Below are 21,046 nucleotides of genomic sequence, written 5' to 3'. Positions count from 1 at the left end.
GAAGTAATGAATAATCCATTAGCTTTCATCCAGATAGGCCCCTAAATTGTCCAACGCACCATCCCAGAATTTTTCATAGAATTTCATCCACTCAGAAACTTGTTTGAGCGGCTGTGCATCGGCCATACAAAAGCGCTCCCTTCCTTGTGACGAAATGGTAACCAAACCAGCCTCCTCCAAGGTCTTGATATGCTTGGTAACCCCTTGCCTGCTGATACTAAACTGACCACAGATCTGTGTAATGGATAGGGCAGAGGAAGCAATGATCAAGGCGTGAAATATTTCACGCCTTTTTGGATCGGCAATAGCCTTGAAGATTTTTGTAATATTATCCTGCATGTACTTCCTCCTTTAAGAATGATTTGAGGTCGTTCACACAGTGCTCCCAACCCGAATCAAAACTATTGAAGAATGTAACCGCAGAATTTTCGGGATAGTTTGAAATACCGGAATGTTTCAAATACAATTTGGTTCCTTCATCCGTTTCTTCAAGTTCCCAACAAACCACAGTCTCAACATTGGTATCCTTCACAATCCATGTGTAAATTAAAGTGTAGGGATCGGCACTTCTTACTTCACCTGTAATTTGGGTGCAATCGGCCTCACCACTGGACTGAAAGGTGTACTTAAAGCCTTTTTCGGCTTTAAAATCGGTTTTGAGAAACCACTTGGAAATTTCTTCCGCTTTGGAGATGGCGTCCCATACTTTTTGAATGGGATGGGCAAATACATGTTCTTTTTTAATTACATCGTTCATATCTATCGTTTTTTGATTATATTCATGCAACTTATTGGTTGCTAATTTACAAAACTTTTTCTATTACGCAACTTTTTGGTTGCTTAATTTTAATTTATTATGAAAGCAGCATCGGGATATTCTGGAACACCACTAGCAAAAAAGCTTGGTATTAAAGAAGGTTTTTCTGTTTTGATTCTAAATGCTCCCAAACAATATTGGAGTCTTTTTGCCGACCTTCCCAATAAATTGAACATTGAACAGGGCTTCGGAAAAGACAGAATAGATTTCATCCATCTATTTATAACTACCCAAGAGGAAATGATTCTACAATCCGTGCTTTGCAAAGAACACCTAAAACTTAACGGTAGTTTATGGGTGAGTTGGCCCAAGGGTACTTCCAAAATCCAAACGAATCTCAATAGAGACCACATTCGAGAGCATTTTCTTTACATAGGCCTTGTGGATACTAAAGTGGCTGCTATTGATGAAGACTGGAGCGGGCTTAAATTTGTATATCGCCTCAAAGACCGTAAATGAAACTATTCAGCTTAAGATTACTGTTTTTTTCACATTTCTTTTAGAACTGGCATACAGGCTTTTAGTTATATTACACTGCTAATCCGACTAAACTGTTACACATGGGACATTACTACAAAGTCTACACGCTATTTCTATTATTTTTCTCCTGTATTTTTACCTTCCAAGCCCAAAAAACCGACCCATCCCCATATGCGGGGCTAGAGTTTCGCAACTTGGGACCTGCATTGACATCAGGACGTATTGCCGATATTGCCGTACATCCCAACAATGAAAATACATGGTATGTTGCCGTTGGTTCGGGCAATATATGGAAGACCGTAAATGCTGGGGTAACCTGGTCCCCCATTTTTGAAAAGGAATCCAGTTATTCCATTGGATGCATCACGCTAGACCCCAATAATCCCAGTACCATTTGGATAGGAACTGGGGAAAATGTTGGCGGAAGACATGTAGGTTTTGGCGATGGAGTATATGTAAGCCATGATGAAGGAAAGTCATGGAACAACATGGGACTTAAAACTTCCGAGCATATTTCAAAGATCATAGTACATCCTGAAAATTCTGATATCGTTTGGGTCGCGGCCCAAGGACCACTATGGTCCAAAGGAGGCGAAAGGGGTCTCTATAAGACCACTGATGGCGGAAAAACCTGGAACAGAACCCTAGGCAATAGTGAATGGACCGGAGCCACAGATCTTGTCATAGACCCTACCAACCCAGACGTGCTCTACGCTGCCACTTGGGACCGACATAGGACCGTTGCCGCCTATATGGGTGGAGGTCCCGGGTCGGGAATCCACAAAAGTACTGACGGAGGGGAGAGTTGGACCCAACTTTCTAGCGGTATTCCCACTTCCAATTTGGGGAAAATTGGATTGGCCATTTCCCAATTCGATCATGAAACTGTTTATGCAGCCATTGAATTGGACCGTAAAAAAGGAGGGGTCTTCATGTCAGAAAACGGTGGAGCTTCATGGACCAAGCAGTCTGATGCAGTTTCCGGAGGAACTGGACCACACTACTATCAAGAATTGTATACCTCACCCCATCATGAAGGTCGATTGTATCTCATGAGCTATATCGTTTTGATATCGGATGACCATGGGAAGACGTTCCGACAAATGAATGAGGACAAAAAGCATGTGGACAGCCATGCAGTGGCCTTTAAACCTTCAAACCCTGATTATGTACTCTTCGGGACTGATGGCGGCCTATATGAATCCTATGACGATACCCAGACCTGGCGTTTCTTTGCCAATCTACCCGTGACCCAATATTATAAGATTGCCGTGGATGATGCCGAACCCTTCTATAATATTTTTGGAGGTACCCAGGATAACGGTTCCCATGGTGGGCCTTCTCGTACCAAGAGCAAGGCCGGTATCCTAAATTCGGATTGGTGGATTACTCTCGGGGCTGATGGGCACCAATCTGCCACAGAACCTGGAAATCCTAATATCACCTATGGTGAGTTTCAACAAGGTTGGTTGTGGCGTATAGACCAAACTACTGGTGAAACGGTCTTTATCCAGCCTCAGCCAAAGGCTGGAGATCCTTTTGAGCGATTCAATTGGGATTCTCCAATTTTGGTAAGTCCACACAAACCGGAACGTTTGTATTTTGCTTCGTACCGGGTATGGAAATCGGAAAATAGGGGAGATGACTGGATTCCAATATCATCTGATCTTACCCGAAACGAGGAACGGTTGCCATTACCCATCATGGGACGCCAACAAAGTTGGGACAATCCCTGGGATGTTGGGGCCATGTCCAACTACAATACCATCACCTCACTGGCAGAATCTCCACTACAGGAAGGTCTTATTTATGCCGGAACTGATGACGGCATACTACAAGTCACTGAAAATGGAGGGGATTCATGGAAAAAAATCATGTTGGGTAACATCAAGGGGGTTCCCAGCAGAGCCTTTGTTAATGATGTTCGTGCGGATTTGCACGATGCAAACACGGTTTATTTGGTACTCGATAATCACAAGGAAGGGGATTTTAAACCGTATTTACTAAAAAGTACGAACAAAGGAAACACTTGGAACTTCATCAATGGGAATTTACCCAATCGTTTGATTACTTGGAGAATTGTTCAAGATCATAAAAAGAAGGGGATGTTGTTCGCAGCCACAGAATTTGGCATCTATTTTACCAATAATGGCGGTAGTAGTTGGACCAAGTTGGATGGAGGTGTCCCAACCATTTCTTTTAGGGATATTACCATTCAACGTAGGGAAGATGATCTTGTTGGCGGTTCATTCGGTCGTGGAATCTTTGTTTTGGATGATATTTCCCCTCTTCGGGATTTTGATTCATCTACCACAACCCCAACATTGTTTAAGGTAAAGCCTGCCTATTGGTATATTGAAAAAGACGAGGTGTACGGTCAAGGACATTCTGAATATGCAGCCAAAAATCCAGCTTTTGGGGCCACCTTTACTTACTATCTACCTGAAAAACTGAAATCCTTAAAAGAAATCAGAACGGAAAAAGAAAAGGACCTAAACAAGCAAAAAAGCAATGTCCAGTTCCCCGGATGGGACAAACTAGCTCAAGAAACCACCCAAGAAGACCCCGCATTGGTCCTTTTGGTAAAGGACAGTTCGGGCAAAGTGGTAAATACCGTTTCAGGTACCAACAAAAAAGGATTCAACCGTGTAGCATGGGATCTTTCCTATGCATCCCGAGGAGGAATTTCTTTAGACAGTCCTCAAGGTGGAGGGGATGAAGACTATTTTGCAGTTCCTTACTTGGCTACACCAGGAACCTATTCCGTGGAGCTTCATCAACGGATAGACGGAGAATTAAAGCCATTATCCAATCCTCAAACATTTCAGGTAAAGGCATTGGGTACAGGTGCATTGCCATCCAAACCCATTGCTGAAATAGACGCCTTCAGGGCTAATTTCCAGCAGTTTCAACAAGACCTTACGGCGACCAACACCGTGTTGGGCAAAAGCATCAGCCTAGTTAATGCAATGAGACGTGCTCTAGATCAAGCTGAGAACCCCAATGCTGAGCTTTCATCAAAAATTTATGCGGCCAAAACACAGCTATTGGATTTGAATCAACAAATGAACGGAAACCCCGCGAAGAATGAGATAGGGGAGAACAATGCACCAACACCGGGTGATGGCAATTTTGTGGGTATGGTGGCCCTTGGTAATACCTATGGTCCAACAGGAAACCACAAAGCCGCTTTGAAAAGAGCCGATGATCAGTTACAGGAAATCAAAAAAGCACTATCAACCTTGGTCAAAAGTACATTACCTGCCCTTGAAGCTGATCTAAAAGCTGCTGGTGCTCCATGGATAGAAGGACAGGGGCTTATTGAAAACTAGTCAAGTATGATAAAAGAATCCACCCGTTCCCTCTATTTGTTGCTTTTGATTTCTTTCCCATTAATGGTATTTGGGCAATATACCGAAACCGATTGGAAGGAACGGGACCTATGGATGAAAACCGAATTCTTGCTAAAAATGGTAGGGGTAGAGCAGGGGGACAGAGTGGCCGATATAGGCTGCCATGAAGGATATTTAAGCATTCATCTAGCCAAAAAAGTATCTGAAGGCGGAAGGGTATACGCGGTAGATGTCCGTTCAGACCGGTTGGAAAAGCTGCGGGAAAATGCCCATAAGAGAAGTTTGGGGAACATTGTTACCATATTAGGGGATTATGATGATCCCAAATTGCCACAAAGGGAGTTGGATTTTGTCTTTATAATGGACACTTACCATGAAATGGATGCCCATAAAGAAATCCTACAACATGTAAAAAATGCGTTGAAACCCGGTGGAAAAGTGATGATTCTGGAAAAACTCAAGGAATGGGTTCGCGATACATCTAGGGAAACCCAAGTGGCATCTCACTCACTAGCTCCGAATTATGTCCGGGAAGAGCTGAAACAAGCTGGTTTTACGATTGTTTCCGAAATTGATGATCATGGTAAATGGGAGCGCGAAAACGATAAACAAATGTGGGTGATTGTGGCCCAAAAACCTGAATAGCTTCAAATCCTATTCCGCCCTACGCACATATACATAACTTCGTATTCCCGGGAGATCGTCCCCAACATTTTTAATGAGGCGGTCACCACTTATGGATAAGGTTCCCAATAAATCGCTACCCTGCAATACGACTTCAGTTTCCGAAGAAGCCCATGCACCCGTGGCGACTACAGTGCTAGAACATTGGGCGAAAAAATGACCATTGGTTATAGCGGTAATGCTCACATTGGTCTGCTCAAAGGTCCATACCATATCACCATCAATCAAAAGTGTGCCGGAAATGCATTCCAATTCATCCATTAGGTTGGATGATAAAGAACCGTCCATATCTATATCCTGTGACGAGCTTACGTTTACTTCGGCCAAATCCCATAACCCTATCACTTGGAGGTTGGTCGTGTTTGTAGAGCCCCCATCATCATTGCTACAAGACAATACAAGAGCAAAAACAAAAAGGTATAGACAAGCTTTTCTTAATTTTTTCATGATAGCTTTTTAGATTGATATCTCAAAATAACACATTTCGAGGCAAAATACTTAAATACACCCAAACATTTTATCGATCTATGACAAACAAATACACTAAAGTGTATGTATTGCCGTTAAAGCAGCATGAACCCAAACTTATATAACATGAACAAAGCCATACAATACTTCGGTAAAATTGCTTTTTTAAGTTTAACGCTACTTGTTGGGCAATCTTGTAGTGATGATGCCAAAGCACCCAACGATCAAGAATTGACCCAGGTTGAAGTGCAGACCATTCTAACTTCCGACCAATTGGCGAGTGTTGCCGATAACGCCTTGGCTGAACTTTTTGCGGATAACGGTGAAACCGCAAAAACATCAAAATCCAATGATTGCTATGTTGCAGAATATACCGAGACAGGATATACCGCTACTTTTAACAATTGTGTGTTAAATGGCACCGATAATGTGAACGGTACCGTGACCGCCACCTACGACACAGGGGGAGAGGCTACATCTTTTAACGTGACCTTTACAGATTTCTATGTAGGCAACATAAAACTGAACGGAACCCGAAACTTTGTGGTAAATGGCGATATGGAAGGAAATTCCTTTTCGATTACCGTGACAAGCAATATGACCATTGAATTGGCCGATGGAAGTACCATCGTGGAGAATGGCAATAAAACCTTCACCTTTAGTTTTGGTGAAACCTTGGAAAACTTTACCATAGGTCTTTCCGGTACTTGGACCATCCAGGCCAACGGAAATACTTATTCCATAGAAAGCAGCGGTATTGAGGCCGATGCCCAATGTGGTCACTTCACTTCTGGAAGCATGGTTGTTTCCAAAAACGGACTCGAGGTAACTGTGGATTTTGGCGATGGCACATGTGATGACAAAGCCACCGTAATCTACCCCAATGGTGCCACCGAAGAGATAACTTTATAAGTGCCACCTTCCTTATACAATATAAAAAAGAGCACCGATCTATTCGGTGCTCTTTTTTTATGACCTCTAGGCATTGAGGGATTTGGTTATATTTATAGAAATCATTCAAATGACAGCATGGTTAAGAGCATAGTGCAAACCCAGAACGCCTTTTTTGCGTCGCAACGTACGAGGGATTCGCATTTTCGCAAGCAATACTTAAAAAAGTTGATGCAAGAAGTTTTGAAAATGGAAGACGCTATCTGTGATGCGCTCTATGCCGATTTTAAAAAACCTAAGTTTGAAGCTTTGGCCACGGAGACGCAATTGTTGCTTGCCGAATTGAAGCATGCCATAAAGCATATATCGATTTGGAGCCGACCAAATCCCGTGGATTTTTCATGGACCAATTTTCCATCCAAGGACTGGATTCAACCAGAACCCTACGGTAAGGTATTGATCATTTCCCCATGGAATTATCCCTTTATGTTGGCCATGGCACCATTGGTAGGGGCCATTGCTGCTGGTAACACTGTGGTACTGAAACCATCCGAGCTTAGTCCCAATACATCAAAAATCATTGCCAAAATCATTACCGCAGTCTTTCCGCCGGAGTATGTGGCAGTTGTTGAGGGTGGAGTAGAGGTATCCCAAGCGCTTTTAGCAGAAAAATGGGAATACATCTTCTTTACGGGAAGCACCCATGTGGGAAAGATCATCTACCAGAGCGCCGCCGAGAACCTAACTCCGGTGACATTGGAACTCGGCGGTAAAAACCCCTGCATTGTTGATGAAACGGCCTCCATCAATTTGGCTGCAAAACGAATAGCTTGGGGAAAATTTATCAATGCCGGGCAGACCTGTCTGGCCCCGGATTACATTCTGGTACATCAATCTGTAAAAGGGAAATTGGTAGAACAGTTGAAGAAGAATATTGTTAAGTTTTATGGCGAAGATGTGCAGAGTTCCACTGATTTTGCCCGGATGGCCACTGAAAAACATTATGAGGAACTCAAACAAAGCTTGGAAGGGGAAGACCTGCTGTTTGGAGGCACCTGTTCAGATGCAGACCTGTATATTTCGCCCACTTTGGTGAACGAGCCCCAAATACAAAGTGGTTTAATGGAAGGGGAGATTTTTGGGCCTATATTGCCCATTGTTTCTTATTCGACCCAAGAGGATTTGGACCGTTATATTTTACACTATCCCGAATCATTGGCTCTATACGTATTTTCCAAAAACCGTAAGTTTCAGAAAGAAATCATGGGGCGCTACCGTTTTGGGGGAGGCGCCATAAATGACACCGTGATCCATATCAGCAATAAAAATTTGCCTTTTGGGGGCGTGGGGCATTCCGGTATGGGTGGATACCATGGCAAGCATTCGTTTGACTTGTTTTCACATCAAAAATCGGTGGTAAAACGGGCCAATTGGTTGGATGTGCCCATGCGTTATGCGCCGTATAATATTCCCATTCGTTGGGTAAAGAGAATACGGCACTTGTTCTAGTTTTTTAGAAATTCTCAATTTAAACAGTATTTAATTGAGCATCAACTAATTAAAATATTAATCAAAAGTTAAACTTCAGCTGATTTTGGGATTGTACAGTATATTTAGGGTAACACATCAAATCTAGAGCAAATGATTCCTAAAAAAAATGACCCTAAATACCGTATTTCGGTTGTATTGGATTTATCCAAGAATTCTGACCAAGTATTTATCAACGCGGTGGAAATGGCCAAGACCATTAACGCCAGCATCGAGGTTCTGCATGTTAAACCCGCCATTGACGTGGTAAAACGGGAAAGTCAGTTTTCCGCCATTGATACCATCTATAAAGACGACCGTGAGACCCGTGCCAAGATGCACAGCCTAATCCAACATGTACCGGTGGGAGAGGAGCTGCCCATTGCATATACCTTGGTCTACGGTAATGTGAAAAACACGGTAAAGGAGCATTTGGAACAACATAAACCTGATATTGTAATATTGGGCAAACGCCGGAACAGACTTGGTCTGTGGGCGGACAGTCTTACGGATTTTGTCGTTTCCGAAGCCAAAACGAACGTACTGATTATGGGTGAAGACCACAAATTTCACACTTTTAGGGACCTGAATTTGGGCTTTTTTGGAAATGAAATGCAACTTAAAGGTCTAGAAATCATTAAAGACTTAAAACGTGACAACGACAAACCCGTACGTTTGTTCCAAATAAAGAATCAGGATGCCAACGAACCGCAGCAAGAAAATCTATGGAAAAAAACGGTGAGCTATGTATTTACGGAAGGCTCTAATGCCATGGATGGTCTGGTAAGCTACGTAGCCCGTACCAACACGCAATTATTGTGTGTACACAACAAGGCACAGGCCAGACATTTGGTTCGAAAATCCAATGTGCCTATTTTTGTGATGGCTTAAGTAAAATAGGGGAAGTTTTATTGGCTTCCCTTTCTTTATATATTTTCTATTTTACATAACATAAATTATAGTACAACATATGACAGTTAGAGTCTTACGTATTTTTTTGGGCAACCGATAAAATATGTAGGAATTGGAAACGATTATTAACCATGAACGCACTGGTCTTTGGTGATACAGGTGCCAGTGCGTTCGATAATACTCTAATAAATGTCTGACGACCAATTTACCACAATTGGCGCAAAACGCCAACGCTCGTTGACGAAAATCGTCAAAAAGCACAAGAAAAAGGAACTCCTTACGGATAAACACGTGTACTTCATGCGTGATACTCCTTTAAACCCTGAAACATTCCAACGACACGCACGCCAATATTATGTTACCCACATGATTGGCTCCAGACTGACCTTATCGCATCCCTATACGGATGTCCATGGCCGTTACCTTAAGACGGTTCTATTGGATTTCTCCCTTTTCAAGAATACGGGATATGTCCATGTACAGCCTTTCCAACCTGTAAAGGAAAATGAATTCGGGGTTACGGCCGTAAACTACAATATGGCCCTGCATGTGCGCAGCCATAGGGATTTATACAAAAAGTTACTGGAACACAAGCTGTTATAAGCTGTGGAAAAACGTATTGGTGAAGCATGCCATAAGTGCATGCATGGGCAAGCTATGCCCGAACCAAAGTTCGTTTTCTGCACATTTTGGATTGAGGTGGTACATAAACTACATGCTTGTACAACCTATGAAAATGAGCAAGATAGCTTTTACCAATCCTTGAATCCCTATGTGCAGGCAACGTACAGGAAAATGGTCAATGTGGACTATATGGAAACCTTAAAGGGTCGTCTAGATCCTTCGGAACTGAAACAGGGAATCGAATCCCATAAACGACATGTAAAACGGACTAAAAACGCATTCTGAAATGACAATATCCCAAGGTACTGCAATTGTTGCCTTTGGAGTCAAAGGGGCTCCCCCTACTGGCTTCAAAAAGTATCGTTTGACCCGTAGGAACATAGATTCCTTGGCCCGTAACCTTTCATCGTTGCCGAATTTCTATTACGCAAAGATTTTCAGGTACGAACGCCTAGGAAGGAACAAAGGTTTCAATCGGGAACAAGTTGCCTATATCTATTGGGACAAGGATGGTTTTCTGACCGTAAAATACAATTAGCTACCTAACTGACATCCTCCCGCGGTCTTGCAGCGTAGCGAAAAACCATTGGAATAAATGAACACCAAAATAACCAAGAAAATGAAAACACTAGCGAAGCGGTTCTTTACCAAACCGAATCCAACGACCTTTAGGGAAATGCCATTGGCAATGGTGCATACCTTGGCATTTTATGCCTTTACCCTCTCCCTATTCTTATTATTTCTCGAACTTTTTAAACACTTCACCCTATGTTAGATACTGTGAAACAAGGCGTTAATGTCCCCGCTAGGTATAACGGGGACTTACTCGACGGTGTGTATTCCTTGGGTACGGATTATTTGATTTTGAACCTGACGGGCGACCCGATTACTGATACCCAAGATGGTTTGACCATAGATTTGGCCGATTACGGCACAAAGGTCTACAAACATCGTGCAACGCTGACCTATAAGGGCCATGCCTTCGGCACAATGGTGTTCAAGCCACGGAGCAACGTCATAGATGAAAAATTTGTGCAGCTCCAATTGGAAAACCATTTGTTCTATACGGTCGAACCTAGGGAACTGTACACCATGACCACGGAAATATTGGACATTTTGGGCCTTGATTACGTGGGCGTTAACCGTCTCGATATAGCCCTCGATTTCAGCGAAAAACAACACGATATACCGGAACTTTTAAAGGGTATCTTCAATGGTGATTTCTTGATCTCCGGACGTGAAAAGGATGTGAACGTATACACCAAGACGAAAAAGGGCCAAATCGAGTTCACGGGCGTACAGATTGGCAAACGCTCATCCAGTCGCTTTTGCCGTATTTATGACAAATCCCGTGAAATGCAAACTGGAACCTTGAAGCCCTATATATCAAGCCTGTGGGAAACCTTGGGCCTTGATGGAAAGATATGGCGCTACGAATACCAATTGAGCAACAAATATTTATCGGAAATTGAGGGCCTCACCCTTGAATCCCTCTTCGATAGGGAGTTTATTTTCAATCTGTTGCAAAAGGCAAGTGAAAACCATTTTGAGATTAAGCACAACACGGGCAAATCCGAGGTGAACAAGGAAGAAACCTACAACTTTGTGGACTTTGAAAAAGTCGGCCGATTTGTCGGGCTTGCGAAAAAGGCCATAGGTCGTTTGGTGCGCAACATAAAAGAGACTTTCATAGGCCAACAACGTATGATTAAAGGGCTGCTCCGCTCCTACTTTGCCACCAATCACGATGTCCGTTTCCTTCTCCCCGTTCGCAGGATTCTCAACGACTTCGACCTTTGGGACTGGTACGACCGCAAAATAAGCCAGTACATACACGAATTCAAATATAGGGAAATGATAAAGTGTATTGACCTCTCCAGATATGAATCGGATTTTGAACTTGAATGTTAAGCTATGGTAGTTACAAAGAAAATGCTGGCCAACTATTTGGGCATACATAGAAATTCGGTCGCCCCCTACTTCAATGATTATTTGGAAGATTCAGGAAGCAAGCGTTATCTATTGCTTTCGGATGTTGCCAAAGTTGACGGGGTCAGTTTGGACTATGTACGGGAAAAGATGGGCGCAATTTGATTTTGGCCACAAAAAAGATGCACAAAAATGCACAATGGTGCACAACGGTGCACAAGGATGCACACATCTGCAAAAATGCAATTCTCCCCTTTATATGTTTGTCTTGTAACGATTTAGAAACAACAATTTTTAATTAATACAAGTATGAAACTAGCGAGTGCGAACGCTGCAAACGAATTGACCTTTGAGGTCGATATCCCAAGTCAAGGATTGATTTTTTCAAATGGCTTTCCAACGGGTGCGACCGTTAAAGTTGATTTGGTTACTGCCAATGCAAATGATGTGAACCGTATTCCCGAGGTCGCTTACAGTCATATCTTTGATTTGAACACCTATTTGGGCTTGGATAGGTTCAGGTCTTATAGTGCGGGTACTTCCACTTACCAAAACAGCCCCTTGCTGTTCTTCTCCGCTTCGGGTGTACTCCTTTTCGATGATGACACCAAATACAAGGTGACCCTTACCAATTTGGGCGGTGCCACCTTTGACGTGTACAATATGGACAATGCCAAAATGGGTGAACCCATCGTAATCAAGAAAGCGGAATTGAGGTCTACACAGGCCGAACGCACCGAAAATTACGAACATGTGGACTTCCTCCTTTTCAATGGAGACCATACCCCCGATAAGATTACCTATTTGGTAAGCGATGGTCTTGGCAATGGCCAAAAGAAGGTGCGCAAGGTTGAAATCTCTGCCGAACAAATGAGGGCCTATAAAAACTCCTTTGAGTTATCTCAATTGGAAGTCGATGATACCGCCTATTCCAACGGTGTGGGCCAACAGGGTTTCCCGATCGAAGAATTGGATGCCATTACCATCCACCACGATACATCCCTTGACGAGGATATGGCCTACCTGACCGTGGACTATAAACCCAAACGGGTAATCAGATAAAACAAATTTTGGTCGTGAATTTTAGGGTTTCCCCGCTTTCACCTTGATTGGCATGCAAGGCGGGGTTTTCTATTTAAAGACAAATTATAATGAGTTATTTACCTATTAGTGGTGGTTCCCCTGCAAGTACCACTCCCCCAATTGCGGGCGGTGGAACAACAGGCGGTAGCGTGCTCGGTTCAGTTAGTGCAATTGGTTCCGTTGCCAATCTTCTTGGTGGTATAGTCAGTTCCGAAGTCATAGGAAAGACCATTGGTCAGGCCTTAAAGGATGGCTTTAAGTGTTGGGGTTCCACTTGGACACCCACAAGGGCCGAAAACGAACTTCCCCAATGGATTTCCATCATATCCAACCATTTTAAACAGGCCTTGGATGTCCCACGGGGGGAATTGGAACAATCCGTAAACAATTTTTTCAAAACCTTTTGGGGCAAATCAAGTTTTGAGGCGGGTTCCACTACTTTGGAAAACTGGATAGGTTGGCGTTATGACACGGCAAAGGACTGTACTTTGAGGGGTCTTATTGCCTTGGAAAAAGGTGTTGATTCCTACATCAACAATACTTTGGTTTCCACTTTAAAGCAAATCGGCCCTGAAATAAATGCAACCATTACCGTGACCAGTACGCAGATTACTCTTCGTAGGACAAATAACAAAGATGGTAGCGGTGGAACCAAAAAAGCCTATACGAAGGTAGTTCCTCAAATCAGGGTCAAATTGAAAGCTGACGTTGTCGAGGATGTGAAGGACTTGGCGGGCAATAAAACGCTTCAATTCTTTGGAGGTGTAGGTCTTGCCGTTGCTGCCCTATTTGCTCTGTTCGCCAAAACGGACAATAAAAAGAAAGGAAGGTCGAAGGCAAAAAAACTGTACCGATAATGGCCACGGATGCATTGAAGGGCATAGAATGGATAGGCTGGGTCTTGATTGGCTTTGCTGCCCTTACGCTCTTCTTGATTTTAGAACGGATTTTTAAAAAGGATTAAAAACAAACATAAATGGAAAAAGTGAAGGAATTTTTTATGAAGCCCCTGTTTTGGGGTCTTACCGTGGGACATATCACGCTTACCGTGTTGGGTGTCCTTGCGAGTGTAATCTATTTGAAGAAATTTTCAAAATAGCGAGTTATGTCATACGGAAACAACAATTACAATAGGAACAACGGTTACAACAGGAATTCCAATTACCGTAACGGTAATGCCTACGGTAACAGAAATGGCGGTAATCGTCAAGCACCCAAAAGAAGCGGGGCAAAGTATTCGATTATCAGGCAGGGCAAGTTTGAGGGCCAGACCATCATCAACGCTTGGAACAAATCAAGGGGCAAGGGTCTGATCACGGCAAAGGTTGCCCCGTATGGTGATTCAAAGGAATACACCGCACCATCTAGCGGAAAGACCTATATCACCATGATAGCCGAAATAACCTATCACAATAGTGGCCATACAAGGATTATCCCTTGTAGCATGAACAAAGCCACTAAATCCGTTGTCCTATCGGACATTGGTATGGTGATTACCCAAAACGGTAGCGGGCTTACCTCTAGCGGTAAAAAGGTATCGGGATATTTCGGAAAATTCAGCCGTTAACCCATGGTGCACAAGGTAATTAAGGTTTTATCCTTTGGGAGCAAGCTCGAAAAGTACGCTTTGAGTTTTCAGGCTGTCGCAAAATGTGTGAAAACCCTGCATTCTGAATTAGATTCCATTTGGGACAATGAAGAAACCAAGGGCAGCACCCCAAAACGAACCGTGAAAAAACTTGTCGATTCGGTAACTAAAAAAGAAGGTTCTAAAAATGTTCAAGAAGGATAATCTTGGGTTTTGGGTCTTAATGACTGTTTTGACCCTTCCATTTGTGATTTGGTTCATATGGCCCGATATATTGGAGCAAAAGAAAGTTTAATCGTATCGGTAATCACGTTACTGGTACTTCTATTGTCAAGGTTCATGAGGTTTTCAGCTATAAACTACAAACAGGGTCTTAGGGGCTGCGATGCTTGGGGCTGTGGAGAGTTTGGGGCTTCCCGTGGAAACAGGAAGCACAAAGGATTGGATTTCTTTATCCCAAAGGGCAATCCCGTTTATGCTCCATTCCCTTGCGAGGTAATCAGGTTGGGTTATCCGTATGCGGATGATTTGAGTTATAGGCTTGTCGAGGTTCAAGGCATTGGGGGTTATAGTGATTACAAGGCGAAAATCATGTATGTGACCAATTTGCCCGCTGTTGGAACTGTTTTCCATGAAAAGCAACAAATGTGCGTTGCGGATGATTTGGCCCGCAAGTATGATTCAAGAATGACCAACCATGTACATTTTGAACTATATGCCAATGGGGAACTGGTCAACCCTGAAATATTTTTTTAAGCAATGAAAAAGAACAAGAATAAAAAGTGGATGTATGTCATAGGTGGTTTGGTCGCTGCCGTTGGTGTATTGATACTATGGCTTTTGGGCAAAACTAAAAAGCCCTGTGAATGTGAAAAGGAAAAGGGTTCCGATCCTATTGGAAAGGGCGGTGGAACTGGAAAAGGTGGAACGAATGTCGGTGATACTGGCGGTACTGGTTCTTCCAATGGTTCTAACACCGTTTCCATGACCGTGGAAGAATACAAGGATTTACTTTTGAACGTAGGTAAAAGCGGTTGCGGATGCTAGGGAAGATAAAACATCTTTGGGCCACCAACCCCGTTTTGCTCTTGGTTGCCTTGGCCTTACTCTTGGCTTTGGTTTCCTTGGTTTGGGGCACGTTGGTTAAAGGTCTTTCCTATGTGCGGGATTCCGCTAGGGGGATTGGCTCCAACCTGACTAGGGACGAAGCGCAAGCCCTTGCAAATTCCATTTATCAGGAAATACATTCCATGTTCACCAATGAAGACAATATAGTTGATGCCCTTATCCCTCTCAAATTGGCAGATTATTACAAGGTCAAAGCTGAATTTGGAATACAGCGTTATAACGCCACCTTGGACGAATTTAATTTTACGGGCGAGGATAGGAACTTAACGGAAATCTTGAATTTAACATTAGATGATGATGATAAAGAAAAAATCAAAGGCCAAAATCCTTGGCTTCCGATTGGTTAAGTGGATGCTTTTCATCCCCTCATTAATTGCATTGGTGGTTTGGTCCATATGTCTTTTGGTGGAACTGTTCACAATTAAGGCTACAAAATCTGACCATACCGAAAAGGACGTGAAAAATGCCCGTACATGGTTTATTTATTTGGCACTCCCCTTTTTTAATCAGGACTATTTTGCAGGGATGCAATATGAAATGACATCGGAAGAGGTACGCAAAATGTTTGAGGTGTATGGAAAAAAGAGGTTCAATAAAACGCTCAAAATGTATGTGCCTTTCTTCGGTTCTGAAATGAATGCCTTTGATGCGGTACATGCAAAGAATGGACTTTACCTTGAAATCGTGGGCCAATGAGATTAGCGGAAGTAAATGCGGTGTCCTTGGTGTCGCTCGGTAGTCTGTTCGTGCATTTGGAAAAGGGATTGACCGTGATTCTTCTTGTAACTGCAATTGTTTTGAACGTTAAAAAATTCTTCGATAAAGATGATAGATAAAATTTTGGGCATATTCTCGGGATTGGTCGGAAGCCGTGAATTCATGAACCTTTTTAAAGGTCAGGAAAAGAAGCTGCAAGAATTTCAGTTGGCCATGGCCAGGGAAATGCAAAAGGCAAACTTTCATCAGATTGAATTGAACAAAATCGAAGCTGCCAATAAAAGCATCTTTGTTAGTGGTTGGCGCCCTTTCATTGGTTGGGTTTGTGGTACTGCCCTCGCCTACCATTTCATTATAAGGGATTTATTGAGTTGGTTTATGGATGCGGTTGGACTGGATGTCGCTCCCCTACCCTCGATTGAATTAGGCCAATTGATTTCGATACTTCTTGCCATGCTCGGTATGAGTGGATACAGAACTTATGAAAAGATTAAAAACGTAGCCAAATGATAGATTTTAGTTGTTGCGAGGTTGAAAAGGCATTTAAACGCCTTTATGGTGAAAACGGTGTGCATAGCATATCCCCCATTGTAAAGTCATACAATCAAAGTTTTGCCAATGATGGCAAGACGGTTTATTATGGTGCATTTGCAAACCCAAATGAGGTGATGAACCTAAGTTATAGGGGTATGGCCATTGCCAATACTGGTAATGACATTTTGTTTGATCACGTGGATGGTTTTCTTTATGATTCGTTTACGGGATATGAAGTACGTTTAAAGAATTTACTTTCTGAATTGCCCCAACCTGTTGTAATGGTAAATGTCATTCTTGATGATACAGCCTTGAATGGATGGACTGAAGATGTTGAAGTCGGTGGTTACGCCTTGGCCATTGGCAACAATGATGTTCCTCTATCAGTTTTTGAAGGTGGCACTACTGCTATAAGTAATGTGGGCGAGGTTGAAATCTCTTTGGATTCAGGTGGAACTGGTGCCAATGGTTCAATACCCATAGGACTTGGTGATTTAACCGTTGATGGTGGAACTGGTGCATATAGTGTTACTATATACATGTTTGGTTTTAGTTGATTTTCAACTTTTATTGGCAACAATTCTTTTCTTGTTGAACTGGTGGACACTTATGGGTTCCATAGCTACAATAGACACAGCAATCACCTTGTTGGGGTTTTAATATAGTATTACAGTTTTCACATTCATAAAAATACTGACATGCATCAGTTGGCATTGTTTCTTCTTTTTGGTGGCCACAATTTGTACATGTGATTGTAGATTGCAATATCACTTCCATATCATTTTTCATTTTTTCCTGTAACTGTATATCCTGTGCTATTGATTGATGCTTCAATATCTTCAACTGTGATTTTTGAAGTGTCAAACTCAACTATTGAGTTTTTATTCTCGTATGAAGTGGTTGTACTGAGTATGCCCGGAAGCTTGTTCACTTCATGATCTACATGTGCTTCACATCCAGTACAAGTCATGCCACTAATGGTAAATTCCATGGTATGGATATTAGATTGGTCTACGATGATTACTTGTTTCTGTGTTCGGGGATAGAAAATATGTGCATAGTTAGGAAAGGCCATCATCAGGATTGTAAAAGCCGTTATTATACCCAAAAAAGTTTTTGTTTGCGTAAATTTTGTTTTTTGCGGAAGCTCACAGTTACAATCAATTCCTTTTGGTTGTCTCAATTTTCGATACCATGCAAAACCAAGTACCAAAATGGTTATGCCAATAAAATATGGCCTAGCTGGTTCAAGCCAAGAAAATGTTGAAGCAATTCCGCTAGTCCCTGCCATTAGTGCCAATACTGGCGTGATACAACATATTGATGCCGTAAACGCAGTTATAATTCCAGCTCCGATTAGATTACCATCCTTTTTCATATCATTTCAAAAATTTTGTTTTCTTCAAGTATCTCGAAAAACGGCTTGAAAAGATTCTCATATTCCCCTGTCAAAGAATAGAATATAGTTTGCGCTTGTCTTTCTGTCCGTATAAGCTTTCGGTCTTTGAGTTTACGTAAGTGCTGCGAAACCGATGAAATAGTCATTCCTAAAATATCGCTCAAGTCGCAAACACAAAGTTGTTTCTCTTCATAAAGTAGGAAAAGAATTTTCAACCTTACGTTGTTGCCTGCTAGTTCAATGCCATTGGACAAAAACTCAAAGGATTCATTAAGTTCGATGACCCGTTCTTTACAGCGGTTTATTTGATTAATGTCCGCCTGTTGCCTTATGCAAGAATTATTTTTCATATATACAAAAGTAACATATTTTATTATTTTAGCAAATGCTAAAATAAAGTTTTTCATCATGCTAATATTGTATGTGCATAGCTACATTAACTAGAAAACTAAATGATGTGGTAAAATGATGTTTTACATCGAAAATTTTATTTTCGGCAACAAAATTTTGGGTTGAAAATACTATATTAGTAACCTCTTATCTGTCATTGTACTTATCCAAGCATAAATTATAGTACAAATGTCGTCATGTTGTATTTTAAGGGTTTCGCCATCCGTAAGCTATAATTTTCCATTATGTAAAATATCCCTCATGTGAGCGTTCTTTATTGAAATTTGCAACGGGGTCATGAAACATTCACTAGCGGTCGGCTACGGCGCATCTTTGCATTTACTCACGTCAATTTTACTTTACGGGAGTTCGTGAATGTGCAAGCACATTTGTACCATAATTTGTCGTTATATTTAATTGCCGCGCGCAAACGCTCGATTGTTTTACAAAAGCAAAATGCTCGAGGCATTTTCTTTTCCACACAATTTGCCCACGCTTGCCCCGGCCAAAAGCAAAAAATTTTCCGCCCCAATTGAACTATGTTCTTAGTTTGATAATTAGAGAAGAAAAGTTGTTGAAAATCCTGCCCAGAACCCGCATAAGTATAAAATTTGCGCTGCAAATTTCCATACACATGCTACTTGAAGTCTAATTGAGGTTTCCCTTTCTTTTTTCTTGATAAAAAAGAAACAAAAAATCAAGAAGAAAATATGCTTCCACGCGCTCTTTGTGTCTTATAGCTTCGCTATTTGGGCGTAAACGCCCACACACAAAGCCCAGGGCAATGGCTCATTGTGCCAAATCACAAATTCACTCCACCGCCGGCCCGCATTTTCTTCTTACCTTGTCTTGAGCCGGAATTTTAAATTAAGTTTGTTTGATAAATAATTACTATGCTCCCCAAATTATTGGAATTAGATCCTTCGAATATTTTAAATCCAATAAATAATATGATGTACAATTTAACATAACTTCGACACTCCTACATTCATAATGTACTTTTGATATGTAATCTGAAAGACCAGAATCTAAGTAATTGATTTTTTCAATGAAGTTTTGAAAATTTGGGCCATCTTCATGATTCTTCTTGAACTTGAAATGGAATGAAGCGAGATCAAATATATCTGGGTCATAGATATACCTGAATTCTCCACAAGGGAATAGCAAATGGGTTTTTCCATATCCTAAATCTTTTATTTCTTTTTCCAGATCTATTCTTATTCCATAACAGAACAAACCATTACGTACAGGCCACCCAAAAATTTCATTAAAATGCATATTCAACGAGTCATGGAGCTCTTGACCAATAGTCTTTGGTTTCCTTTGTGCAACAGAATATTCTTTCCTTACAATTTCAACATTCTTATCAAGAACCCCTCGAGTTAGAAAATAGCCTCTGTCACATTTTTGGAGAAAGTCAATATACATTTGACAATCTTGCAAAACACTTTCCATACTTATCATGAAACTATTTAATTGAATTTAATTTATTTGATTGCTCAAACAATTCCATAGATTTTTGATAAATGAACTTTATATCGAGTTCATCACGCTTGTTACACTTCCTTTTTAATTCTGACATTAGATTAACTATATCATCAGATTTTGCCAAGATTTCCTCTCTAACATAATTAGCATAAGCTAGGGCTTCCACATATCCCAATTTACGCTTTCCCGCTTCTTCAATCACTGACTTATATAATCGCCTGCCGTTTTCATAATTTCCCTTTCTAAACTCTAATAACCCTCTAGTTGCCACGGAAGAAAATGTAGAGTCTGATACTTGTATGCTGTCTAAAATATTACTTGCCTCATTAATTTTATCCTGCATAATTAGAGAGTAAGCCAGATTGTTTTTTAAAAACTTGTCAGCAGGATTACTTTTCAGACCTAGTAACGCAATGTTTTCAGCTCTTTCAAAATCTTCTAAAAACGTTAAGGAATTATAGGATGCTAGTATAAATGGCCTTGTCGAAAAAGGTTCATCATTTATCCATTCTATATTTTGCTGTAAAGACTCCTCAATGTGTTCCAACTTATATTCTTGAACAGTCCGAGCCTCAAAAGCATAATGCTCATTTTCAATAACCTCCGACTTTTTAGAATTGGAAATTGAATTATTCCAAAACACCTGAGCCAAAGAATTGTCGTTAGGCCTTTTTAATGATTGAGCGAATAATTTTCTTGAACTTTTAAATTTACCATTATATAAGTCCATTGTTGCCATGGAAGAGCTTAATTCAGAAATATCGTATGGGTTAAATCCTTTATCGTTTATGAACTTCAACCCTTTGTTGTAATGGTTAGACGGCTTTTCTATTTCCATTGACAATGCCAAAATTGATGCTAATATCCAAGGATCAGTGGAGGCAATAGGTGGAAACGCCGGACATAGTATACCACCCTCGCCGGGTTAAAGTGACCATAGCTGGCCGGACGAAAGTGACCCACCCGCGCCGGGCCAAAGTGGACCACCTTTAGATTAGATCTATCTGTAAAAAGTCTAAGTGCTTTTTTTGTTA

General features: G+C 41.5%; 32 protein-coding genes. 24 read left to right on the top strand and 8 right to left on the bottom strand.

What is annotated here, in order from left to right; genetic code table 11:
- Nucleotides 1-18: 18 nt before the first annotated feature.
- Nucleotides 19-339, bottom strand: coding sequence for an ArsR/SmtB family transcription factor (locus tag EZV76_RS15905; RefSeq protein WP_136567542.1), 321 nt, complete (start codon nt 337-339; stop codon nt 19-21).
- Nucleotides 329-757, bottom strand: a complete 429-nt coding sequence (locus EZV76_RS15900) for an SRPBCC family protein (protein ID WP_136567541.1) — start codon at nt 755-757, stop codon at nt 329-331. The genes EZV76_RS15905 and EZV76_RS15900 overlap by 11 nt, the downstream gene beginning before the upstream one ends.
- A gap of 99 nt (nt 758-856) precedes the next feature.
- Here EZV76_RS15900 and EZV76_RS15895 point away from each other — a divergent pair, with 99 nt between their 5' ends.
- From EZV76_RS15895 to EZV76_RS15885, 3 genes are all read left to right on the top strand, one after another.
- A complete protein-coding gene (locus EZV76_RS15895; protein WP_136567540.1) occupies nt 857-1,276 on the top strand; it encodes a DUF3052 domain-containing protein in 420 nt (139 codons plus the stop codon).
- Between the two features lie 101 nt (nt 1,277-1,377).
- Nucleotides 1,378-4,629, top strand: coding sequence for a VPS10 domain-containing protein (locus EZV76_RS15890; RefSeq protein WP_136567539.1), 3,252 nt, complete (start codon nt 1,378-1,380; stop codon nt 4,627-4,629).
- A 6-nt stretch (nt 4,630-4,635) separates the two neighbouring features.
- A complete protein-coding gene (locus EZV76_RS15885; RefSeq protein WP_136567538.1) occupies nt 4,636-5,295 on the top strand; it encodes a class I SAM-dependent methyltransferase in 660 nt (219 codons plus the stop codon).
- A 9-nt stretch (nt 5,296-5,304) separates the two neighbouring features.
- Here EZV76_RS15885 and EZV76_RS15880 read toward each other — a convergent pair whose 3' ends face one another.
- Nucleotides 5,305-5,781 (bottom strand): hypothetical protein, encoded by a 477-nt coding sequence (locus EZV76_RS15880; protein ID WP_136567537.1) that lies wholly within the window; start codon nt 5,779-5,781, stop codon nt 5,305-5,307.
- 147 nt (nt 5,782-5,928) lie between these two features.
- Between EZV76_RS15880 and EZV76_RS15875 the strand changes: the two genes are divergently transcribed.
- From EZV76_RS15875 to EZV76_RS15790, 21 genes are all read left to right on the top strand, one after another.
- On the top strand, nt 5,929-6,714 hold the full coding sequence (locus EZV76_RS15875; protein ID WP_136567536.1) for a hypothetical protein: 786 nt from the start codon (nt 5,929-5,931) through the stop codon (nt 6,712-6,714).
- Nucleotides 6,715-6,831: 117 nt separating this feature from the next.
- Nucleotides 6,832-8,202, top strand: a complete 1,371-nt coding sequence (locus tag EZV76_RS15870; RefSeq protein ID WP_136567535.1) for an aldehyde dehydrogenase — start codon at nt 6,832-6,834, stop codon at nt 8,200-8,202.
- A gap of 132 nt (nt 8,203-8,334) precedes the next feature.
- Nucleotides 8,335-9,111 (top strand): universal stress protein, encoded by a 777-nt coding sequence (locus EZV76_RS15865; RefSeq protein ID WP_136567534.1) that lies wholly within the window; start codon nt 8,335-8,337, stop codon nt 9,109-9,111.
- Nucleotides 9,112-9,321: 210 nt separating this feature from the next.
- The gene (locus EZV76_RS15860; protein WP_136567533.1) at nt 9,322-9,735 is read left to right on the top strand and encodes a hypothetical protein; all 414 of its coding nucleotides are present in this window, start codon (nt 9,322-9,324) and stop codon (nt 9,733-9,735) included.
- A gap of 3 nt (nt 9,736-9,738) precedes the next feature.
- The gene (locus EZV76_RS15855) at nt 9,739-10,041 is read left to right on the top strand and encodes a hypothetical protein (protein ID WP_136567532.1); all 303 of its coding nucleotides are present in this window, start codon (nt 9,739-9,741) and stop codon (nt 10,039-10,041) included.
- 1 nt (nt 10,042) lies between these two features.
- Nucleotides 10,043-10,294 (top strand): hypothetical protein, encoded by a 252-nt coding sequence (locus tag EZV76_RS15850; RefSeq protein ID WP_136567531.1) that lies wholly within the window; start codon nt 10,043-10,045, stop codon nt 10,292-10,294.
- An 81-nt stretch (nt 10,295-10,375) separates the two neighbouring features.
- Nucleotides 10,376-10,531: a hypothetical protein gene (locus tag EZV76_RS17100; RefSeq protein ID WP_161594432.1), complete on the top strand. Its 156-nt coding sequence runs from the start codon at nt 10,376-10,378 to the stop codon at nt 10,529-10,531.
- A complete protein-coding gene (locus EZV76_RS15845; protein WP_136567530.1) occupies nt 10,525-11,667 on the top strand; it encodes a replication initiation factor domain-containing protein in 1,143 nt (380 codons plus the stop codon). The genes EZV76_RS17100 and EZV76_RS15845 overlap by 7 nt, the downstream gene beginning before the upstream one ends.
- A gap of 3 nt (nt 11,668-11,670) precedes the next feature.
- Nucleotides 11,671-11,850: a hypothetical protein gene (locus EZV76_RS15840; RefSeq protein ID WP_116219466.1), complete on the top strand. Its 180-nt coding sequence runs from the start codon at nt 11,671-11,673 to the stop codon at nt 11,848-11,850.
- Nucleotides 11,851-11,994: 144 nt separating this feature from the next.
- Entirely contained in the window at nt 11,995-12,747 is a 753-nt protein-coding gene (locus tag EZV76_RS15835; RefSeq protein WP_116219465.1) for a hypothetical protein, read from the top strand.
- A gap of 89 nt (nt 12,748-12,836) precedes the next feature.
- Entirely contained in the window at nt 12,837-13,625 is a 789-nt protein-coding gene (locus EZV76_RS15830) for a hypothetical protein (RefSeq protein WP_136567529.1), read from the top strand.
- A 119-nt stretch (nt 13,626-13,744) separates the two neighbouring features.
- On the top strand, nt 13,745-13,867 hold the full coding sequence (locus EZV76_RS17410) for a hypothetical protein (RefSeq protein WP_262709771.1): 123 nt from the start codon (nt 13,745-13,747) through the stop codon (nt 13,865-13,867).
- A gap of 6 nt (nt 13,868-13,873) precedes the next feature.
- Entirely contained in the window at nt 13,874-14,335 is a 462-nt protein-coding gene (locus tag EZV76_RS15825) for a hypothetical protein (RefSeq protein ID WP_136567528.1), read from the top strand.
- A 3-nt stretch (nt 14,336-14,338) separates the two neighbouring features.
- On the top strand, nt 14,339-14,560 hold the full coding sequence (locus EZV76_RS15820; RefSeq protein WP_136567527.1) for a hypothetical protein: 222 nt from the start codon (nt 14,339-14,341) through the stop codon (nt 14,558-14,560).
- 57 nt (nt 14,561-14,617) lie between these two features.
- On the top strand, nt 14,618-15,112 hold the full coding sequence (locus EZV76_RS15815; protein ID WP_116219461.1) for a peptidoglycan DD-metalloendopeptidase family protein: 495 nt from the start codon (nt 14,618-14,620) through the stop codon (nt 15,110-15,112).
- A gap of 3 nt (nt 15,113-15,115) precedes the next feature.
- On the top strand, nt 15,116-15,403 hold the full coding sequence (locus EZV76_RS15810) for a hypothetical protein (RefSeq protein WP_116219460.1): 288 nt from the start codon (nt 15,116-15,118) through the stop codon (nt 15,401-15,403).
- Complete coding sequence (locus EZV76_RS15805; RefSeq protein WP_136567526.1) at nt 15,397-15,831, top strand: hypothetical protein; 435 nt, start codon at nt 15,397-15,399, stop codon at nt 15,829-15,831. Before EZV76_RS15810 ends, EZV76_RS15805 begins: the two co-directional genes overlap by 7 nt.
- The gene (locus EZV76_RS15800) at nt 15,776-16,180 is read left to right on the top strand and encodes a hypothetical protein (RefSeq protein WP_136567525.1); all 405 of its coding nucleotides are present in this window, start codon (nt 15,776-15,778) and stop codon (nt 16,178-16,180) included. The genes EZV76_RS15805 and EZV76_RS15800 overlap by 56 nt, the downstream gene beginning before the upstream one ends.
- Nucleotides 16,177-16,320 carry a hypothetical protein gene (locus EZV76_RS17095; RefSeq protein ID WP_161594431.1) on the top strand — a complete coding sequence of 48 codons (144 nt, stop codon included), beginning with the start codon at nt 16,177-16,179 and terminating at the stop codon, nt 16,318-16,320. Before EZV76_RS15800 ends, EZV76_RS17095 begins: the two co-directional genes overlap by 4 nt.
- A complete protein-coding gene (locus EZV76_RS15795) occupies nt 16,310-16,711 on the top strand; it encodes a 3TM-type holin (RefSeq protein WP_116219457.1) in 402 nt (133 codons plus the stop codon). The genes EZV76_RS17095 and EZV76_RS15795 overlap by 11 nt, the downstream gene beginning before the upstream one ends.
- Nucleotides 16,708-17,292, top strand: a complete 585-nt coding sequence (locus tag EZV76_RS15790; RefSeq protein ID WP_136567524.1) for a hypothetical protein — start codon at nt 16,708-16,710, stop codon at nt 17,290-17,292. The genes EZV76_RS15795 and EZV76_RS15790 overlap by 4 nt, the downstream gene beginning before the upstream one ends.
- A 10-nt stretch (nt 17,293-17,302) precedes the next feature.
- Here the strand turns inward: EZV76_RS15790 and EZV76_RS17335 are convergent, their stop codons facing one another.
- The 5 genes from EZV76_RS17335 to EZV76_RS15765 form a co-directional block, all read right to left on the bottom strand.
- Nucleotides 17,303-17,512 (bottom strand): GDCCVxC domain-containing (seleno)protein, encoded by a 210-nt coding sequence (locus tag EZV76_RS17335; protein WP_136567575.1) that lies wholly within the window; start codon nt 17,510-17,512, stop codon nt 17,303-17,305.
- A gap of 1 nt (nt 17,513) precedes the next feature.
- Complete coding sequence (merTP, locus tag EZV76_RS15780) at nt 17,514-18,113, bottom strand: mercuric transport protein MerTP (RefSeq protein ID WP_136567523.1); 600 nt, start codon at nt 18,111-18,113, stop codon at nt 17,514-17,516.
- Nucleotides 18,110-18,484, bottom strand: coding sequence for an ArsR/SmtB family transcription factor (locus tag EZV76_RS15775; RefSeq protein ID WP_116219472.1), 375 nt, complete (start codon nt 18,482-18,484; stop codon nt 18,110-18,112). The genes merTP and EZV76_RS15775 overlap by 4 nt, the downstream gene beginning before the upstream one ends.
- Before the next feature lie 931 nt (nt 18,485-19,415).
- Nucleotides 19,416-19,988: a hypothetical protein gene (locus tag EZV76_RS15770; RefSeq protein WP_136567522.1), complete on the bottom strand. Its 573-nt coding sequence runs from the start codon at nt 19,986-19,988 to the stop codon at nt 19,416-19,418.
- 4 nt (nt 19,989-19,992) lie between these two features.
- Entirely contained in the window at nt 19,993-20,850 is an 858-nt protein-coding gene (locus EZV76_RS15765; RefSeq protein ID WP_136567521.1) for a tetratricopeptide repeat protein, read from the bottom strand.
- Nucleotides 20,851-21,046 lie beyond the last annotated feature (196 nt).

This window comes from Flagellimonas alvinocaridis (assembly GCF_004916895.1).
In the GTDB taxonomy this organism is placed as follows: Bacteria; Bacteroidota; Bacteroidia; order Flavobacteriales; family Flavobacteriaceae; genus Flagellimonas; species Flagellimonas alvinocaridis.
This window is presented reverse-complemented; position numbering and strand designations above follow the sequence as displayed.

Coding starts and splice junctions, on each gene's coding strand:
- EZV76_RS15845 (WP_136567530.1), top strand. CDS start 10,525: ATGTTAGATACTGTGAAACAAGGCGTTAATGTCCCCGCTAGGTATAAC.
- EZV76_RS17410 (WP_262709771.1), top strand. CDS start 13,745: ATGGAAAAAGTGAAGGAATTTTTTATGAAGCCCCTGTTTTGGGGTCTT.
- EZV76_RS15795 (WP_116219457.1), top strand. CDS start 16,310: ATGATAGATAAAATTTTGGGCATATTCTCGGGATTGGTCGGAAGCCGT.
- EZV76_RS15865 (WP_136567534.1), top strand. CDS start 8,335: ATGATTCCTAAAAAAAATGACCCTAAATACCGTATTTCGGTTGTATTG.
- EZV76_RS15875 (WP_136567536.1), top strand. CDS start 5,929: ATGAACAAAGCCATACAATACTTCGGTAAAATTGCTTTTTTAAGTTTA.
- EZV76_RS15905 (WP_136567542.1), bottom strand. CDS start 339: ATGCAGGATAATATTACAAAAATCTTCAAGGCTATTGCCGATCCAAAA.
- EZV76_RS17335 (WP_136567575.1), bottom strand. CDS start 17,512: ATGGAAGTGATATTGCAATCTACAATCACATGTACAAATTGTGGCCAC.
- EZV76_RS15800 (WP_136567525.1), top strand. CDS start 15,776: ATGATGATGATAAAGAAAAAATCAAAGGCCAAAATCCTTGGCTTCCGA.
- EZV76_RS15880 (WP_136567537.1), bottom strand. CDS start 5,781: ATGAAAAAATTAAGAAAAGCTTGTCTATACCTTTTTGTTTTTGCTCTT.
- EZV76_RS15895 (WP_136567540.1), top strand. CDS start 857: ATGAAAGCAGCATCGGGATATTCTGGAACACCACTAGCAAAAAAGCTT.
- EZV76_RS15835 (WP_116219465.1), top strand. CDS start 11,995: ATGAAACTAGCGAGTGCGAACGCTGCAAACGAATTGACCTTTGAGGTC.
- EZV76_RS17100 (WP_161594432.1), top strand. CDS start 10,376: ATGAAAACACTAGCGAAGCGGTTCTTTACCAAACCGAATCCAACGACC.
- EZV76_RS15840 (WP_116219466.1), top strand. CDS start 11,671: ATGGTAGTTACAAAGAAAATGCTGGCCAACTATTTGGGCATACATAGA.
- EZV76_RS15885 (WP_136567538.1), top strand. CDS start 4,636: ATGATAAAAGAATCCACCCGTTCCCTCTATTTGTTGCTTTTGATTTCT.
- EZV76_RS15870 (WP_136567535.1), top strand. CDS start 6,832: ATGGTTAAGAGCATAGTGCAAACCCAGAACGCCTTTTTTGCGTCGCAA.
- EZV76_RS15890 (WP_136567539.1), top strand. CDS start 1,378: ATGGGACATTACTACAAAGTCTACACGCTATTTCTATTATTTTTCTCC.
- EZV76_RS15830 (WP_136567529.1), top strand. CDS start 12,837: ATGAGTTATTTACCTATTAGTGGTGGTTCCCCTGCAAGTACCACTCCC.
- EZV76_RS15805 (WP_136567526.1), top strand. CDS start 15,397: ATGCTAGGGAAGATAAAACATCTTTGGGCCACCAACCCCGTTTTGCTC.
- EZV76_RS15765 (WP_136567521.1), bottom strand. CDS start 20,850: ATGGAAATAGAAAAGCCGTCTAACCATTACAACAAAGGGTTGAAGTTC.
- EZV76_RS15820 (WP_136567527.1), top strand. CDS start 14,339: ATGGTGCACAAGGTAATTAAGGTTTTATCCTTTGGGAGCAAGCTCGAA.
- EZV76_RS17095 (WP_161594431.1), top strand. CDS start 16,177: ATGAGATTAGCGGAAGTAAATGCGGTGTCCTTGGTGTCGCTCGGTAGT.
- EZV76_RS15860 (WP_136567533.1), top strand. CDS start 9,322: ATGTCTGACGACCAATTTACCACAATTGGCGCAAAACGCCAACGCTCG.
- EZV76_RS15810 (WP_116219460.1), top strand. CDS start 15,116: ATGAAAAAGAACAAGAATAAAAAGTGGATGTATGTCATAGGTGGTTTG.
- EZV76_RS15770 (WP_136567522.1), bottom strand. CDS start 19,988: ATGATAAGTATGGAAAGTGTTTTGCAAGATTGTCAAATGTATATTGAC.
- merTP (WP_136567523.1), bottom strand. CDS start 18,113: ATGAAAAAGGATGGTAATCTAATCGGAGCTGGAATTATAACTGCGTTT.
- EZV76_RS15775 (WP_116219472.1), bottom strand. CDS start 18,484: ATGAAAAATAATTCTTGCATAAGGCAACAGGCGGACATTAATCAAATA.
- EZV76_RS15815 (WP_116219461.1), top strand. CDS start 14,618: ATGGCCCGATATATTGGAGCAAAAGAAAGTTTAATCGTATCGGTAATC.
- EZV76_RS15825 (WP_136567528.1), top strand. CDS start 13,874: ATGTCATACGGAAACAACAATTACAATAGGAACAACGGTTACAACAGG.
- EZV76_RS15850 (WP_136567531.1), top strand. CDS start 10,043: ATGACAATATCCCAAGGTACTGCAATTGTTGCCTTTGGAGTCAAAGGG.
- EZV76_RS15790 (WP_136567524.1), top strand. CDS start 16,708: ATGATAGATTTTAGTTGTTGCGAGGTTGAAAAGGCATTTAAACGCCTT.
- EZV76_RS15900 (WP_136567541.1), bottom strand. CDS start 757: ATGAACGATGTAATTAAAAAAGAACATGTATTTGCCCATCCCATTCAA.